The organism is Pseudaestuariivita sp., assembly GCF_052825805.1.
Genome location: NZ_JBRBVB010000003.1, coordinates 302205 through 318818 on the forward strand (window position 1 = coordinate 302205; position 16614 = coordinate 318818).

The 16614-nt window shown below is 66.4% G+C and carries 12 protein-coding genes; 10 read left to right on the forward strand and 2 right to left on the reverse strand.

From position 1 onward, the window contains the following. Positions 1 to 26 precede the first annotated feature (26 nt). Genes ACU0B3_RS05865 through ACU0B3_RS05875 form a run of 3 tightly spaced genes read left to right on the forward strand, consistent with a single transcriptional unit; the run spans position 27 to position 2955 of the window. Positions 27 to 1067: a pyridoxal-phosphate dependent enzyme gene (locus ACU0B3_RS05865; RefSeq protein ID WP_446259893.1), complete on the forward strand. Its 1041-nt coding sequence runs from the start codon at positions 27 to 29 to the stop codon at positions 1065 to 1067. Further along, the gene (locus ACU0B3_RS05870) at positions 1064 to 2227 is read left to right on the forward strand and encodes a M24 family metallopeptidase (protein ID WP_446259894.1); all 1164 of its coding nucleotides are present in this window, start codon (positions 1064 to 1066) and stop codon (positions 2225 to 2227) included. Before ACU0B3_RS05865 ends, ACU0B3_RS05870 begins: the two co-directional genes overlap by 4 nt. Beyond that, positions 2224 to 2955: a maleate cis-trans isomerase family protein gene (locus tag ACU0B3_RS05875; protein ID WP_446259895.1), complete on the forward strand. Its 732-nt coding sequence runs from the start codon at positions 2224 to 2226 to the stop codon at positions 2953 to 2955. Before ACU0B3_RS05870 ends, ACU0B3_RS05875 begins: the two co-directional genes overlap by 4 nt. Here the strand turns inward: ACU0B3_RS05875 and ACU0B3_RS05880 are convergent. Continuing rightward, positions 2952 to 5738, reverse strand: a complete 2787-nt coding sequence (locus tag ACU0B3_RS05880) for a peroxidase family protein (RefSeq protein ID WP_446259896.1) — start codon at positions 5736 to 5738, stop codon at positions 2952 to 2954. The genes ACU0B3_RS05875 and ACU0B3_RS05880 overlap by 4 nt on opposite strands. A 275-nt stretch (positions 5739 to 6013) precedes the next feature. Between ACU0B3_RS05880 and ACU0B3_RS05885 the strand changes: the two genes are divergently transcribed. After that, positions 6014 to 6481, forward strand: coding sequence for a DM13 domain-containing protein (locus tag ACU0B3_RS05885; RefSeq protein ID WP_446259897.1), 468 nt, complete (start codon positions 6014 to 6016; stop codon positions 6479 to 6481). Between the two features lie 145 nt (positions 6482 to 6626). Here the strand turns inward: ACU0B3_RS05885 and ACU0B3_RS05890 are convergent, their stop codons facing one another. Next, on the reverse strand, positions 6627 to 7829 hold the full coding sequence (locus ACU0B3_RS05890; RefSeq protein ID WP_446259898.1) for an ROK family transcriptional regulator: 1203 nt from the start codon (positions 7827 to 7829) through the stop codon (positions 6627 to 6629). Between the two features lie 134 nt (positions 7830 to 7963). On the opposite strand from ACU0B3_RS05890, the gene ACU0B3_RS05895 reads away from it, so the two are divergent. The 6 genes from ACU0B3_RS05895 to ACU0B3_RS05920 all read left to right on the forward strand — a co-directional run bounded on the left by ACU0B3_RS05895 (position 7964) and on the right by ACU0B3_RS05920 (position 16508). Next, complete coding sequence (locus ACU0B3_RS05895) at positions 7964 to 8986, forward strand: substrate-binding domain-containing protein (RefSeq protein ID WP_446259899.1); 1023 nt, start codon at positions 7964 to 7966, stop codon at positions 8984 to 8986. 162 nt (positions 8987 to 9148) lie between these two features. Next, complete coding sequence (locus ACU0B3_RS05900) at positions 9149 to 10210, forward strand: ABC transporter permease (protein ID WP_446259900.1); 1062 nt, start codon at positions 9149 to 9151, stop codon at positions 10208 to 10210. Continuing rightward, on the forward strand, positions 10207 to 10992 hold the full coding sequence (locus tag ACU0B3_RS05905) for an ATP-binding cassette domain-containing protein (RefSeq protein WP_446259901.1): 786 nt from the start codon (positions 10207 to 10209) through the stop codon (positions 10990 to 10992). The genes ACU0B3_RS05900 and ACU0B3_RS05905 overlap by 4 nt, the downstream gene beginning before the upstream one ends. Before the next feature lie 131 nt (positions 10993 to 11123). Further along, positions 11124 to 14201 (forward strand): calcium-binding protein, encoded by a 3078-nt coding sequence (locus tag ACU0B3_RS05910; RefSeq protein ID WP_446259902.1) that lies wholly within the window; start codon positions 11124 to 11126, stop codon positions 14199 to 14201. A gap of 97 nt (positions 14202 to 14298) precedes the next feature. Continuing rightward, on the forward strand, positions 14299 to 15153 hold the full coding sequence (locus ACU0B3_RS05915) for a glycosyltransferase family 2 protein (RefSeq protein WP_446259903.1): 855 nt from the start codon (positions 14299 to 14301) through the stop codon (positions 15151 to 15153). Continuing rightward, positions 15150 to 16508, forward strand: coding sequence for an oligosaccharide flippase family protein (locus ACU0B3_RS05920; RefSeq protein WP_446259904.1), 1359 nt, complete (start codon positions 15150 to 15152; stop codon positions 16506 to 16508). Before ACU0B3_RS05915 ends, ACU0B3_RS05920 begins: the two co-directional genes overlap by 4 nt. Positions 16509 to 16614 lie beyond the last annotated feature (106 nt).

Below are 16614 nucleotides of genomic sequence, written 5' to 3' on the forward strand. Positions count from 1 at the left end.
TGGCGCGCTCGTCCACGCTTTGCCGCATGGATGTTTTGACGAACTCGTATCGCTGCGTCGGCCTCGACCACCCTGCCCTCGCCGCGGTCCCCTTTCCCGCACATGTCGTGACCCCTGTCACGGAGCTGCTCAACCGCTGTCCCCGGCACGGAGTGACGCCGCTTGTGGATGCAGGCGGTCTCGCAGACGAGGCCGGCATCGCCGCACTCCACATCAAGGACGAACGTGAACGTATGGGCCTCGGCTCGTTCAAGGCGTTGGGCGCAGCCTATGTCATCGCCTGCGACGCAGCGCAGGGACGCGCGAAAGGCGCCATCTATGTGACCGCAAGCGCCGGCAACCACGGCCTGTCCGTCGCCGCAGGCGCGGCGGCGTTTGGCGCCGAGGCGGTGATCTTTCTGGCGGAGACCGTGCCAGACGCCTTTGCCGAGCGCCTGCGCAGCCACGGCGCAACGGTGATGCAACATGGCGCGCTTTACGAGGACAGCATGGCGGGTGCGGCGGATTATGCCGCCGCGCAGGGCGCGATCCTGCTCTCGGACAGTTCGTGGACCGGGTACGTCGACCGGCCGCATCGCCTGATGGAGGGGTACCTTGCGCTGATGGACGAGGCGGTGACGCAGTACGGTTCGGCGCCGCCGTCGCACATCTTTCTGCAGGCAGGCGTAGGTGGGCTTGCCGGAGCCTGCGCCGCACATGCCCGTGCGCGATGGGGCGATGCGCCGACGATTGTAGTTGTCGAGCCTGAGGCCGCGCCAGCTCTCACCGCCTCGATCAAGACCGGCGCGCCGGTGTACGCGCCCGGTCCGGTGTCGGCCATGGGGCGGCTCGATTGCAAGGAGCCCTCGCTCATCGCGCTGAAAGGGCTCGCGCGCGACGCTGACCTCTTTATGACGCTGACGGAGGCAGAGGGACATGCGGGCGCAGAGGCAGCGCGTGCTGCGGGCCTTGCCTCCACACCCTCCGGCGCGGCGGGGCTTGCGGGCGTCTTGTGCGGAGGTGCTGGTGTCGGGCTGTCAGCCACGTCGCGCGCCTTGGTCATCCTGAGCGAAGGGCCGGAGGCGTGACGCCACCACGCGGCTTTCCCAAGGCAGAGTTCGAGGCACGGGTGTCGCGTGCGCAAGCTTTGATGGCGCGGCGCGGGTTGGCGGCGCTTTTGCTGACGACCGAGCCGCATGTGCGCTACTTCACCGGCTTTCTGACGCGGTTCTGGGAGAGCCCGACGCGCCCTTGGTACGTTGTGGTGCCAGCGTCCGGCAATCCGATCGCCGTGATCCCCGAGATTGGCGCGCATCTGATGCGGCAGGGCTGGCTCACCGATATCCGCACCTGGCAGGCGCCCCGCTACGCTGACGACGGGATCAGCCTGCTCGCCGAGACGCTGCGCGAGGTTACACATAAGGACGGCCAGATCGGAGTGCCATCGGGGACGGAGAGCCACCTGCGTATGCCGCTCACCGACTGGCACAGGCTGCGACATGCGGTTGGCGAGGCGCGGTTCGTGCCGGACGAGGGCATCCTGCGCGCTCTGCGGCTGATCAAGTCCGACGCGGAGATCGCCAAGATCAAAGAGGCGTGCCGGATCGCCGGCCGTGCCTTTGCCCGCGTGCCGGAGATCGCGCGCAAAGGCGTGCCGCTCGAGACGGTGTTCCGGCAGTTCCAGATGCTCTGCCTCGAGGAGGGGGCGGATTGGGTGTCCTATCTCGCCGGAGCCTCCGGCGCGGGCGGCTATGGCGACGTGATCTCGCCCGCAACCGAGGCACCCTTGGTGCCCGGCGATGTGCTGATGCTGGACACGGGCGTGGTCTGGGACGGGTACTTTTGCGACTTTGACCGCAACTATGCGGTTGGTCGCGCCACGCCTGAAGTCTTGGACGCCCACGCCCGGCTCATCGACGCGACCGAGGCCGGCTTTGCCGCCGCCCGGCCGGGCGCGACCGCCGCCGATGTGCATGCCGCGATGCAAAAGGTCATCGAGGCGCGCGGGCAATCTGCTGGCGCCGGACGGCTGGGACACGGGCTGGGGATGCAGCTCACCGAGTGGCCCTCGCTGATCCCAGACGATCGCACCGAGCTGCGCGTCGGCATGGTCCTGACGCTCGAGCCCGGGATCGAAGCCACGCCGGGACGGTGGTTGGTGCACGAGGAAAACATCGCGATCACCGAGCGCGGCGCGGTCTGGCTGTCGGACCCGGCGCCGAGCTCTTTACCGGTGCTGAGACCATGAGCACGCGGCTGCCGTACAAGCTCGCCCCGGACTCGGCCAAGACGCTGGGCCTGATCGTGTTGCAGTCTGACGAGACGGTCGAGGATGAGCTGACCCGCGCGATGCCGCTGGACACAACGTTGCTGGTCTCGCGCGTGCCGTCGGGGACCGAAGTGACGGAGGGCAGCCTTGCCGGCATGGCCGCGAACCTGACGCAGGCGGCGCAGCTTTTCCCGCGGGGCAAGAGGTTCGACGCGGTGGGCTATGCCTGCACCTCCGGCACTTCGGTGATCGGGTCGGCGCGCGTGGCCGAGCTGGTACGCGCCGGTGTTCAGACAGCGGAGGTAACCAACCCGGTCGACGCACTTGTGGCCGCCTGCCGGGCGCAGGGGCTGAGCCGGCTGGCGTTCCTGTCACCCTACATCGAGAGCGTCTCAGACCACCTGCGCCACGTGCTTGGCAAGGCCGGGATCGAGACGCCGGTGTTCGGCACCTTTGCCGAGGCCGCAGAGGCGCGGGTGGCGCGGATCGACGCCGCCTCCATCCGGGATGGTGCTGCGCAACTGGCGGCAAAAGGCGGAGTCGATGGGCTGTTTCTGTCCTGCACCAACCTGCGCACCGCTGCGCTGGCCCAGCCCTTGAGCGCAGAGCTTGGCCTGCCGGTCTGGTCCAGCAACCTCGTACTGCGCTGGCACCTTTTGCACCTCGCGGGTGCCGAGACCCCTAACCTGCCGCGTCCGATGGCCTAGGCGAACGGGCATCCTTTGGCGCGCGCCGCGTGCGGTGTCCGGGGCGCGAGCAGACGCCCTTCGGAGACCTTCACGCTGGGGCGCGCCAGGGGGCCATATCCGCCCATCTCCGGTCGCAGTTCGGGGAAGAGCGCGTAGAGCTCCTCCCGCGTGGCAAAGGCGTCGGCGTCGAGGACAACCGCGCCGGGGTGGAAGCTTTCCGACGGGATGCCCTCGGCCAGCACGATCTGGTGGCGCTCGGTCATCAGGTGGATGTACTCGACCATCCCGCCCTCGACGGGCCGGATCGTGTGGTCGTTCACCAGCGCCTTGGCCGGGACCAGCACGTCCGCCGCGCCAAAGTAGAGCTCGGCCTCGGCTGAGGTGATCAGCATCCGGTGCTGCGGGGAGACGAGCAGGTCCCGCGAATTGCCCAGCGCGCCCTTGCGGATCAGGATCGGCGCAAAGCGCCCGCGCGCGGGCACGACACGGCGCCCGATCCACTTGACCGGGCAGAGGCCGGCGTCGAGCGTCATCACCCTGTCACCGGGCTCGAGCGTTTCGATGGCCTCCTTGCCGCGCGCGGTCACGATGCGTGTGCCGCGGGTAAAGCAGGCGATGGCCTCGAACTCGGAAAAGGTGAAGCTCTCGCCCGTCTCTGCGCCCGTTTCGTCGAGGTAAAAGACCGTGCCGTCCTCGGTGGAGCCTTCGGAGAACTCGATGCGCACGTCGCCGGAGATGCCGAGCGTGTCAATCATGCCGCGGTTCTCGGGGTCGTGACCTCCGTCGATGTGGCCGATGTTGGCGCCAGCCTCGATCTGGACCCTGTCCGCGCCGTGGCCAAGCTCGACCCGGTCCACGGTAATGCCGTCTTCGAGTGTGACGGTGTCGTCGCCATTGCCGGTCTTGATCGCGCCGGTGACGGTCGCGATGCCGTTGAGGTCCACCAGATCATCGCCGTCACCCGTCAGCACATGCTGTCCGACCTGCGCCACGTCGCCGATGGCAAGCGTGTCGTTGCCGGCCCCGCCAGAGATGTCGCGAACCGCCTCGGCAGTGTTCGAGAGCGTCAGGACGTCGTCGCCCTCCATCCCCAGGATGCCGCCTTCGACAAGGCCGGACGACATGTCGACAGTGTCGTCGCCCGCGCCCGCGTCGATGTCCTCGGCAACCGATGTGCCGCCGCGCAGCGCCAGCGCGTCGTTGCCTTCGAGCAGATGCACCCCGCGTCCCACGGAGGTCAGCAAGAGCTCGATCGTGTCGTCGGCGGAGGTGCCGATCACCTCGTTCACCTCGGTCAGGCTGCGCTCTGCGGCGACAAACGGGTCGTCCTGGATGTGGTCGATGTCGGTGTTGCGCAGGATCACCTCGCGCATGCCGGACGCCTGCACCTCGGCGATGATCTCTGCACCGATGGCCGGGTCCAGCTCGCCAAACGTCTCGTCCGCTGCCGCTGTGCGGTGGAACTGTTCGGCAAGGATGTGCGAGAAGAGTGGACCCATCTGCTGGCCGGGGATCGCGTCTTCGGCGAGGCCACCAACCCACAGCTCCACATCAAAGACCGTGTCGTAGACGCCCGCCAGCTCGGCTTGCAGCTGCGCGTCGGAGGTGATGATGGAAAAGTCGCGCGGGTGGAGGGTTTCGGGGTCGATGTCTCCCAGCATCTCGGCCCGGACGTTGACGTAGCTGTCGATCCCGTGGTCCGCCGAACGCATGAGGTTGAGCGCCACGAGGCTGAACCCGGTCGCCCCGTCGGGTGTCGCGAGGAAGAAGTTGAGGTCGTCGATGACCTTGGTGTCGAGCTCTTGTGCGTGCTGGCCGGTCTGGCCGCGCAGAAAGCCGTCTATCCCCCCGGTCGCCACATGGGTGTGATCGAAGAACCCCTCGAAGAGGTCCAGATGCCCGCCTTCGGCAACCGTGCCATCCTCGTTCACGCGTTCGAGCGAGGACGAGACCAGCGTGTGCCCGAACCGGAAGGCGGCGGTGGAGAACTCGAGCGACACCTCCCCGTTGAGCGACGCGTCATGCGCGATGTCTTCGGGCAGGACGTTGCCGATCAGGTGCGGCAGCCACTCGGTGTAGGTGATCTGCTGCATCTCGTATTCGACGATCTGGCGCGCCGCGTCGAAAAGCTGCTGATCGGTCCAGTCGGGATGCTCCTCGGCCAGACGCTCTGCCCAGTGATTGTGCTCGCGCATCCAGAGCGTGTGCATCGACAGCAGGTTGGGGTTTTCGTTCGCGCGCACGTCGCCGGCGAGGAAGACCGGGTCGTCGCCCTCGGTCTCCCCCGCCATGACCGTTTCCGCCGTCGCGCGCGGGAGCAGGCCGCGGTCCGACGTCGGATCTTCGGTTACAAGCAGTTTGCCGCCCTCGAAGGAGCGCACGTCGGCCACGCGCCCCTCGTTCGAGCCGTAGACGTTGTTAGCGTCGATCTGCCAGGAGATCGCGTTCTGGAAGGTGCGCGCGCCCTCCTCTTCGGTCCCGCCTGTAAACTCGGAGCGCGGCACGTCGTGACCGAGGCCGTCGTGCATCGTCTCGTGCTCGCCCTCGGGCGTGAGGCTCAGGTCGTGGTCGAGAAACTGCCCCCAGGTCGTGAAGAGCGCGGAGAGACCAGCCGAATTCGGCATCTCACCATCCTGGTCAAAGATGGTCTGCGCGACCTCGGCGGGGTCGGACGTCTGATAGAGCTCCCCCAGCCCGTCGGCATAGCGCGCCTCGGTCAGGCGCGGCATGTCGTTCAGTTGCGCCAGAAAAGGACACCGCGCGATCGCCGCATCGGGATCGGAGGCCATCTCACTCGACATGCAGGGTCACCATTCACCGGTTAAGGGATTTATCAAATTGACCCAAGAATACGGCGCGCATACGGCGGATAAACCCGCGCTGCGGCGACAGACTGTTTCTGTGCTGCAGTACAAAACGCGGTAAATCTGCAATCCCACGGGCGTTTTCGCGTCATGGTTGTGAATTGCGTCACACTCCGCAACGATGACCTTCGCAAGCCTGCATTGTTGAAACATGTGATTGGACGTACCTCCTCACGCCGGGCAAGCTATGGCGCGTCACTGGGGAGCAAAGCATGCGGTTCATTCGATTTCTCATCACCCACGGTATCGCGCTTGCGGTCGGTTTTGGCCTCGGCGTTTACCTTTTGCCGATCCTGACGGCGCCGCCATCGCCGGACGCGGAGATGCTGGCGGAGATGTCGGAAGGCGCGCGCTACACCGCGACCTTTACCCGCGATCTGGAAGGCAGCGACTTCCTCCACTGGGGTGAGGGTACGGTGAGCGTCGGGCCCGACCAGATCGTGCACGAGGGTCGGCTGTCGCCCGGGCCGGATTACAAGTTGTACCTGGTGCCGGAATTCGTCGAGACAGAGGCCGCGTTCGAGGCGGTCAAGAGCGCCTCCGTCCAGCTGGGCGACGTCAAGACGTTTGGCGGCGTGGTGGTCAAGGTCCCGGAGGGGGTCGACATCGACGCCTATACGACGGTGCTGATCTGGTGCGAGGCGTTCGGCGAATTCATCACGGCGGCCAAGTACCGCTGACCCGGACGCATAAAGCCCAAACATAAACCTGAGACACTCAACACGGATGTTCACGCGCCGTCCCGCAGGGCGGCGCGGCCTGACGTTAACGTCAGGCGGGCGCTTTAATTTTTGCCAGTATCTAACAGATTTAAGGTCGGATGCTTTAGCCTACGCGCATCCGCGTGCCTTCGAGAAAATGCGCGTAGGTGATCGGGAGCATGGCGGCGCCGAGCGTGCCGGCGCGTTTGCCAAGGTTGCCGCAGTGGATCTGGATCGGGGTTGTGCCGCGCGTGTCGAATTTCGTCAGCGCCGCCTCCGTGGCCCGCGCGACAGAGCCCGCAACGTCACGCGGGTAGCTGCCGTCCACGACCACGTCTCCGATGTCGAGAACGCTGGCCAGCATCACTGAGACTTGCGCCAGCGCCGTGGCGGTCTCGTCGATCCAACCCTGCACCAGCGCGCGGTCCACATCCCAGCCGGCCACGTTCCCCCAGAGGGAGACGCGCTTGCCCGTCGCCTCGGCGAGGGTGCGTTCGAGATGCAAGATTGAGCCGTACTGGTTGATCTGGCCGGCGCCGGGACCGCCCGCAGGCAGACTGCCAAGCGCGCCGGCGTTGCCGCCGGGCCCTTCGTACAGCTCGCCGTTCAGGACGATCCCGCCGCCGAGCAGCGGCCCGATATAAATGTAGCCAAAATCAGAGACCTCGCGGCCAAGACCCGCCACCCGCTCCCCGTTGCAGGCCATCGTCGCGTCGTTCCCGACAAAGACCGGCAGATCTGTAAACCGGGCAAAGCTGGCGGCATAGCTGTGGTCCTTCCACGCCTGCGCCTCGTGCTCGGGCGCGCCGACGATCTCGAGCCAATTCCACAGCTCGAAGGGTGCGCCGACGCCGATCCCGACCACACGATCGCGCCGGTCTTCGGGAATAGCCCGTGTCAGGGTCTGGATCGCACCCTCGACAAAGGCATCGATCCTGCCCGGCGTCGGGAAGGCGTATTCGGACCGCTCCACACCGCGCACCTGGCCAAGTAGATCGACGAGGCTCATCTCCACCCCGCGCCGCCCGATTCTGAGGCCGAACGCAAACGCGCCCTCAGCGACCAGCGCCACGGGTTTCGACGGTTTGCCCACCTTGCCTTTGACCGGGTCGCCGAATCCGATCAGGCCATCGGCCTGGAGCGCGCGTGTGATGACCGACGCCGTCTGCGCCGAGAAATCGCAGTGGCGGGCGATCTCCGCACTCGAAAGCGGGCCTCTATCCCTGAGCAAAGTCAGGATCTTACGCTCGTTCCGTCCACGCAAAACGGTGACGGCCAAGCTGCCCGCCTGACCCCGCAATCGCGCTGCGCCATTTGCCAGTGCCATGGTCTCCTCCACGGGCAACATTGCGCGCGCCACCATTAATAAATCAAGTTGATTTATTTATTGCAGGGCGTTTTCGAATCTGCTTACCTTGCGGCACATGGCGGATGATCCGCCGGATGACTTGGGAGGATTCCATGAAGAAATTGCTTGCGGGCACAGCCGTGTCCCTGATGGCACTTGGCGGAGCAGCGATGGCGGACGGCCATTCGATCAGCGCCTGCCTCATCACCAAAACCGACACCAACCCGTTCTTTGTCAAGATGCGCGAAGGCGCGACCGCAAAGGCCGAAGAGCTTGGCATCTCGCTCAGCTCGTTTGCCGGCAAGGTCGACGGCGATCACGAGACGCAAGTTCAGGCCATCGAGACCTGCATCGCCAATGGCGCCAAGGGCATCCTGATCACCGCGTCGGACACCTCGTCCATCGTACCGGTCGTGCAGCAGGCGCGGGATGCGGGCATCCTCGTGATCGCGCTCGACACGCCGCTCGAGCCGATCGACTCGGCGGACATGACGTTTGCCACCGACAACTTCCTCGCCGGTGAGTTGATCGGCAAATGGGCTGCCGCCACGCTCGGCGAAGAGGGTCTGGCCAACGCGCGCATCGCGACGCTCGATCTCGCGGTCAGCCAGCCGTCCGTGGACGTGCTGCGCAACCAAGGCTTCCTTCAGGGCATGGGCATCGACCTGGCCGACCCGAACGTGATCGGTGACGAGGACGACCCGCGCATCGTCGGCTCGGACGTGACGCAGGGCAACGAGGAAGGCGGCCGCCGCGCCATGGAGAACCTCCTGGCCAAGGACCCTTCGATCAACGTCGTGCATACGATCAACGAGCCTGCCGCCGCCGGCGCCTATGAAGCGTTGCGCGCCATCGGGCGCGAGAACGACGTGCTTGTCGTCTCCGTCGACGGGGGCTGCCCGGGCGTGCAAAACGTCGCGGACGGCGTGATCGGCGCGACCTCGCAGCAATACCCGCTGCTCATGGCGTCGCTCGGCATCGAGGCGATTGCGGCCTGGGCCAAGGACGGCACCAAGCCGGAGGCGTCTGAAGGCAAGGACTTCTTCGACACCGGTGTTGCGCTCGTCACGGACGCGCCGGCGGACGGCGTCGAGTCGATCTCGGTCCAGGAAGGCACCGACCGCTGCTGGGGCTAAGCCGGGCGCGATGAATGCTTGACCATCGCAAGGTGGTCATCGACGATCCGAAAGGAACGGGGCGGGTGTCAGGCCCGCCCCGTTTCGCGTCTACGCCAGCGCGCCGGATAAGCACGCCGCACCCGCACGGTGCGCCACAGTGCATCGACCTTGGGAGGGGACATGGCTTCTGACAATTACGAGAGCGCCGCCGATCGCGGCAGCGAGGTTGCGGCTTTCGAAGACAGCCGCAAAGGGCTGCTCGGGCACTTTCACCACGCGCTGCACACCACACCCGCGCTGGTGCCGCTGATCGTGCTGATCGCGGCGGTGATCGGGTTCGGGCTCTACCTCGGCTCGCGCTTCATGTCGCCCTTTGCGCTGACGCTGATCCTGCAGCAGGTGCAGATCGTGGGCGTGCTCGCCGCCGCGCAAACGCTGATCATTCTCACCGCGGGCATCGACCTCAGCGTCGGTGCCATCGCGGTGCTGACTTCGGTGATCATGGGGCAGTTCACCTTTCGCTACGGAATCCCCGCCCCGGCATCGGTCGCGATGGGTCTGGCCGTGGGGACGGCGATTGGCGCCATGTCAGGCTGGCTCGTCAGCCGGGTCAAGCTGCCGCCGTTTATCGTGACGCTTGGCATGTGGCAGATCGTGCTGGCGGCGAACTACCTCTTTTCGGCCAACGAGACGATCCGCAGCCAGGACATCGAGGCGGAGGCGCCGTTCCTGCAGTTCCTCGGGAACAAGGTGCAGTTCGCCGGCGCGACCTTCACCTTTGGCGTGATCCTGATGGTGCTGATCGTGGTTGTCCTGGCCTACGTGCTGCGCGCAACCGCGTGGGGGAGGCATGTCTACGCCGTGGGAGATGACCCTGAGGCGGCGCAGCTCGCGGGCGTCGACGTGCACAAGACGCTGATGTCCGTCTACATGGTCGCGGGCTTTGTCTGCGCGCTGGCCGGCTGGGTGATGATCGGGCGGTTCGGGTCCGTCTCCCCCTCCGCCACCACGGGCGTCATCGGCAACATCCAGGCCATTACGGCTGTGGTGATCGGCGGCATCTCCCTCTTTGGCGGGCGCGGCTCGATTGCGGGCGCCTTCTTTGGCGCGCTGATCGTGGGTGTCTTCGAGCTGGGACTGAGGATGGCGGGCGCGGACCCGCAGTGGACGTTCCTGCTGATCGGGGTGCTGATCATCGCCGCCGTGGCGGTCGACCAGTGGATCCGGGAGGTGTCGGCATGACCACGCTTTCTTCGGCAGAGCCCATTCTCAAGGGGCGCGGCCTCGTCAAACGCTACGGCAAGGTCACTGCGCTCGACCGCTGCGATTTCGACCTGATGCCGGGGGAAATCCTCGCGGTCATCGGCGACAACGGCGCGGGCAAGTCCTCGCTGATCAAGGCGGTCTCCGGCGCGGTGGTCCCGGACGAGGGGGAGGTGTTCCTCGACGGCAAACCCGTCTCCTTCCGCTCGCCCATCGAAGCGCGCAAGGCGGGGATCGAGACGGTCTACCAGACGCTCGCCATGTCGCCGGCGCTCTCGATCGCGGACAACATGTTCATGGGGCGCGAGATCCGCAAACCGGGATGGCGTGGCAAGGTCCTGCGCCAGCTCGACCGCAAGGAGATGGAGCGCGTGGCGCGCGACAAACTCTCAGAGCTGGGGCTGATGACGATCCAGAACATCAACCAGGCGGTCGAGACGCTGTCGGGCGGTCAGCGGCAGGGCGTGGCGGTGGCGCGGGCGGCGGCGTTTGGGTCCAAGGTGATCATCCTCGACGAGCCGACTGCGGCGCTTGGCGTCAAGGAAAGCCGCCGGGTGCTCGAGCTGATCCTCGACGTCAAATCGCGCGGCATCCCGATCATCCTGATCTCGCACAACATGCCGCATGTCTTTGAAGTGGCCGACCGCATCCACGTGCATCGGCTGGGCAAACGCCTTTGCGTGATCGACCCAAAGGAGCACTCGATGTCGGACGCCGTAGCGTTCATGACCGGCGCCAAGGAGCCGCCCGCCGCCGCGTAGCTCGCATTGCATTTGAGCCTGCATCAGCGCTGCATCACTTGAGGAGCCGCACGCCGCTGCGGCTCTTTACCGTTTTGACAAAGGCCCGGCGCAGGGTGGAAGGTGCGCTCAACCTCAGGTGGAGAGCCCCCATGTTCAGGTTCCGATTTCTGCTGCCTTTAAGTGTGTGCGTCGCGTTCGCCTTGGCGCTTTCCGGCATGGCACAGGCGCAAGAGCGGGACCGGGTCGCGACCTACTTCTTCGGCAACAGCCTGGTGACGCACATCACCGCATCGGACGAAACGGTGGTGGCGCATTGGCTGGCGCAATATGCGCTGCAATCGGGCAAGCGGTTCGCCGCGGACGGCCAGTTCGGGTTCCTGCGCGACTACGCGCGCGAGCTGCCGCCGACGGCCACATGGCGGTTCGGCAAGGTGCGCCGGAATTGGCGCGGCGGCGCGCAGAGCTTTGCGGATGCCGATTTCGATTCGGTCATCATCACGCCCGAGAACTTCATGCAGCGCCAGCCGCCGGACGCCCCGTTCGACGGCACGTCGGACGCCAGCCCGTTCAGCACCGCCCGCGACGTGATCGCGTGGCTGGTGGAGGCGGACCCGGACCTGCGCATCTTCATCTACGGCGGGTGGCCGGAGATGGCGCAGAGCATCCCGTCGTTTCCCCCGCAGTTCAAAGACATGCCGGGCTATCATGCCGAAGCGCTCGGGCGGTCGCTTGCATGGCAGATGGACCTGACTACGCAGTTGCAGGAGGCGCTGCCGGAGGCGAACATCGCCCTGATCCCCGTTGGCGCGCGGCTCTCTCAACTGCTGAGCCAGGCGCCGTACAACACGATCCCGCCGACGGAGCTTTACACCGACCAGGGACCGCACGGCACGCCGAGCATCTACGCGCTCGCAGCAATCGTGACCTATGCAGCGCTCTATGGCGCGCCGCCCGAGATCGAGAGCCTGCCCACCACCGTGCACCCGCTCTTTCGGGACAATCTGCCGGAGGTGATCGCCACGCTGACCGAACCGGCACCTCTGCTCGCACCAGGGAGCGATGTGGCGGAGTTTCGTGTCGCGGAGGCGACGGACCCTCTTGCGTCTGATGAGGCAGGAGCGGCGATCGCTGAGCAAACAGACGCCGCGCTAGACGCCGCGCCAACAACGCCTGACACCGCACCGGCCAACCTACTCGCGGATGCGCCCGCCGGACCGGCGGCCCCCGGCACGCTCGAGCTCACCGGACCACCCGGCGTCGGATTGGCAAACCCCGCACTTGGCCTTGGCACGGCGGGGCTGCGCGACTGGGAGCCGCAACAGCCCTTCATCGACCGGATGAAGACGGCGCGTCCCTGGATCGGGCACCGGGGCGACGCCTATGGCGCGGTCACGTTCGAGGACATGGCCCGCGAGGGTGTCCTGTCCCCCGAAGGCTGGCTGACGCGCATGCCGGCGGGCGCGGACCTGGTGGAGACGTTTATCCTCACCGAGCAATCGGCGGAGGCCACGAGCCTCGCCGGGCGCTACGTGCTGACTTACGAGGGTCAGGGCGATCTGGAGGTCACCTATCAGGGGCGTATGGTGTCCCGTGCGCCGGGGCGGATCGTCTTTGACTACACGCCAAGCCCGGACGGCCTCGTCTCGATCAGGATGCGGGAGATCGACCCTGCCGATCCGATCCGCAACATCACGGTCGTGCATGAACGCCACCTCGACCTGCACGCGGCGGGGGCGTTTTTTAACCCCGACTACCTCGCCGTGGTGGAGGACATGCGCAACATCCGCTTCATGCCGTGGATGCGCACCAACGATATCAGCCAGACCGCCTGGGACCAGCGCCCGGTGCCGCGCGACTTTGCCTTTGGCTGGCGCGGCGTGCCGCTCGAGGTGATGATCGCGCTGGCCAACCACATCGGCGTGGACCCGTGGTTCACCCTGCCGCACGCCGCCGATGACGCCTATTTCGAAGCCTTTGCCACGATGGTGCGCGACCGGCTCGATCCGCGGCTGGTGGCCTATGTGGAGTATTCCAACGAGGTCTGGAACTTTCAGTTTCCGCAGGCCCGCTGGGCGCGGGAGGAGGCCGAGCGGCGCTGGGGCGCGGGCGCGCCGGACGATGCCTGGATGCAGATCGCCGGGGCGCGCACCGCGGAGATGTCGGAGATCTGGCAGCGGGTGTTTGGCGCCTCTTTCGAGGACAGGGTCAAGGTCGTGATGGCCGTGCAGACCGGCTGGAAAGGGCTCGAGCAGCCGCAGCTGACCGCGCCGCTCTGGCGGCAGGACGTACCGGACCGCAAGCCGCCGGCGGATTACGTGCAGGCGTATGCGGTTTCGGGCTACTTTGGCTACAACCTCGGCACGCCGGGCTTTGCGGAGACGCTCGACAGCTGGCTCGACGCAAGCGAGGAGGTCGCCCGCACCGAAGGGGAGGCGCAGGGCCTGCAGCGCGTCGCCTTGCGCGAGTTTGTCACCAAAAACCGGTTTGCCGAGGCCATCACGCCCGCGACGCAGGACATCTTTACCAAGAGCCTGCGCCAGCTCGTCACCGATTTCTGGGTCTACCACGCCGCGCAGGCAGAGGCCGCCGGGCTGGAGCTGATCGTCTACGAGGGCGGCACGCATGTGGTCGGCACCGACGCCCGCGTCAATGACGACCGCCTGACGGCCTTCTTCGAAGAACTGAACTACACGCCCGAGATCGCGCGGATCTACGACACCCTGATGGCGGGATGGCTGGAGACGGGCGGCACGCTCTTCAGCGCCTTCACCGACGTGTCCCGCACCAGCAAGTGGGGCAGTTGGGGCGCGCTGCGGCATCTCGATGACGACAATCCGCGCTGGCGCGCGCTAGAGCGCTACAACCGCACAGCCAGCCCGGCCTACCCGGCCCGCGCGGAAGGCACATTCCTGCATGGCGTCACCCGCCGCGGCGGAGCCGAGGACGACCGGCTCGAAGGCACGGTGGAGAGCGACATCCTGATCGCGGGCGCCGGCGACGACGTGCTCGTCAGCCACGGGCGCGGCGACATGCTGCACGGCGGACCCGGCACCGACACGGCCATCCTGCCCGGCGCGCGGGAAATGTACGTTTTTCGCAGGGCCACGCCGTCGCGCGTCGTCGGGTTCGGCCCGCACGGCCCGCTTCTGTTGACGGAGATCGAGCAGGTGACGTTTGAGGCGACGGCGGAGGCAAGCACGGACGTCGATGACCTCCTCACGCCATGAGGCGGGCAATGAACGGCGCGCACCATCAAAACGCCACGATCTTCGGTATACCGGCGTCTGGCGTGCCAGAACGGCGGGCCAGAACAAAGGACACCCGATGCCGGACCCGGCACCAGTATCGCAGCCTGGGGTGAGCGTCATTGTGCCTGCGCACAATGAGGGCGCCTTCCTGCGCGCGTGTCTGCGGTCGGTCCTGGCCTCGCAGACCTCCCGAAGGGTGGAGTGCATCGTGGTTCCGAACGGCTGCACGGATGACACCGAAGCGGTCGCGCGCGGCATGACGCCGGAGTTTGACGCACGCGGATGGGCGCTCAAGGTCGTGACACTGGCCAAGGGCAGCAAGACCGCCGCCCTGACCGCCGGGGATCATGCAGCCGGCCAAGATGTGCGGATTTACCTCGACGCGGACGTGATTGTCTCGGACACGCTTCTGGAGGCGCTCGCGGAACGCCTTGACCGGACTGAACCTGCCTACGCCAGCGGGGAGGTGGAGATCCCGCGCCCGCAAAGCTGGGCGACCCGGGCCTATCGCGCATTCTACCTGCAGGTCCCGTTCATGACATACGGCGTGCCGGGCTGCGGGCTCTTTGCGATGAACGCGGCGGGACGCGCACGGTGGGCTGACTGGCCGGACATCATCTCGGACGACACGTTCGCGCGGCTGTCCTTTGCCCCGCACGAGCGCTACATGGTGCCGCATTGCTACGGCTGGCCGCTGGTCGAGGGGTTTGCCGCGCTGGTGCGCGTGCGCCGCCGCCAGAACGCGGGCGTCGACGAGGTCGCGGCACGGTTTCCCGAGCTTATGCGCAACGACGACACACCCGGGTTCACCAGGGCCGGCCTCACCCGCGCCGTGCTGCGCGCGCCTGTCGGCTTTGCCGTCTACGCCGCCGTCGCTCTGACGGTTCGGCTGACGCGCAGGGGCGCCACAGGATGGAGCCGCGGACGATGAAGGTCTCCGCCCTGATGACCGGCAGCTCGACCGGGGCGCGCATCTTTCGCAGCGTCGGGTTTACCGCCTTCGGCTATGTCGGCACGCAGGCGATCCGGCTCGGCAGCAACCTCATCCTGACGCGCATCCTCTTTCCCGAAGCCTTCGGGATGATGGCGCTGGTGACGATCATCCTCATGGGCCTGACGATGTTCTCGGACGTCGGGATCACGCCCGCTGTGATGTCGAGCAAGCGCGGCGACGACCCGGATTTCCTGGCCACGGCCTGGACCATCCAGGTCATTCGCGGTGTCATCCTGTGGCTGGCCGCATGCGCGCTCGCCACCCCGTTTGCCTGGTTCTACATGGAGCCGGACCTCGTCACCTACCTGCCCGTCGCGGCGCTGTCGCTGGTGTTCATGGGGCTGTGGCCGATCAAACGGGAGACGGCGAACCGCCACCTGATGATGGGCCGCGTCACCGCGATCGAGCTGTCGGTGCACCTGATCGGCCTTGCGGTGAATGTCGGTCTGGCGCTGTGGCTGCAGAGCGTCTGGGCGCTTGTCGCCGGCTCGCTCATCTCATCCGCGCTGCTGACGGCGCTCTTTCACATCTTCCTGCAAGGCCCGCGGGACCGTTTCTGCTGGGAGACTGGCGCCGCGCGCGAGCTTATCGGCTTTGGCAAGTGGATGTTCCTGGCGACGGTCTGCGGGTATTTCTACCTGCAGGGCGACCGGATCGTGCTCGGCCGCGCGCTCGAGCTGGCGACGTTCGGCGTCTACAATATGGGCTACTTTCTGGCCTCCTTCCCGATGATCATGGGCGGGTTCGTGGCGAACCGCCTCTTTATCTCGGTCTACCGGGAGACGCCGCCGGCCGCCTCGCGCGAGAACTTTTTCAAGATGCGCAAAATCCGCTCGCTGATCACGGCGGGGCTTTTGGGGATGCAGGTCACCTTTGCCTGCCTCGGCGTCTGGGCGGTCGATATCCTCTATGACCCGCGCTACGCGATGGCAGGGCCGGTGGTGGCGCTGCTGGCGGTGATGAACATCACCACGGTGATCTTCGTGACCTACGACCAGGCCGCGCTCGCCGCCGGAGAGCCGAGACGCTACGCGCTGGTCTACCTTGGCCGGGCGATTGCGATGATCTCGTGTCTGGTGATCGGGTACGAGGTCTATGGCCTCCTCGGAGCGCTCATCGCGCAGGGCATCGCGATGCTGATCGTCTATCCGATGATCGTCTGGCTGGTGCGCCCGCTCGGCGCCTGGGACCCGGCGCATGACGCGGCCTTTGGCCTCCTTGGTGCAGGGCTCGGCGCGGGGGCACTGTGGCTCAACTGGACGGCGATTCTCACGCTGGTCGGGGTGACCTGAGCAGGTTGGCATTGTCAGCACCCGCGCGACAATCAAACCCAAGTGCGTTTGCTGTTGAAACGGTATAAACTTTCGCCGCAACAATCACGGTTAAACGCCTCGGCTT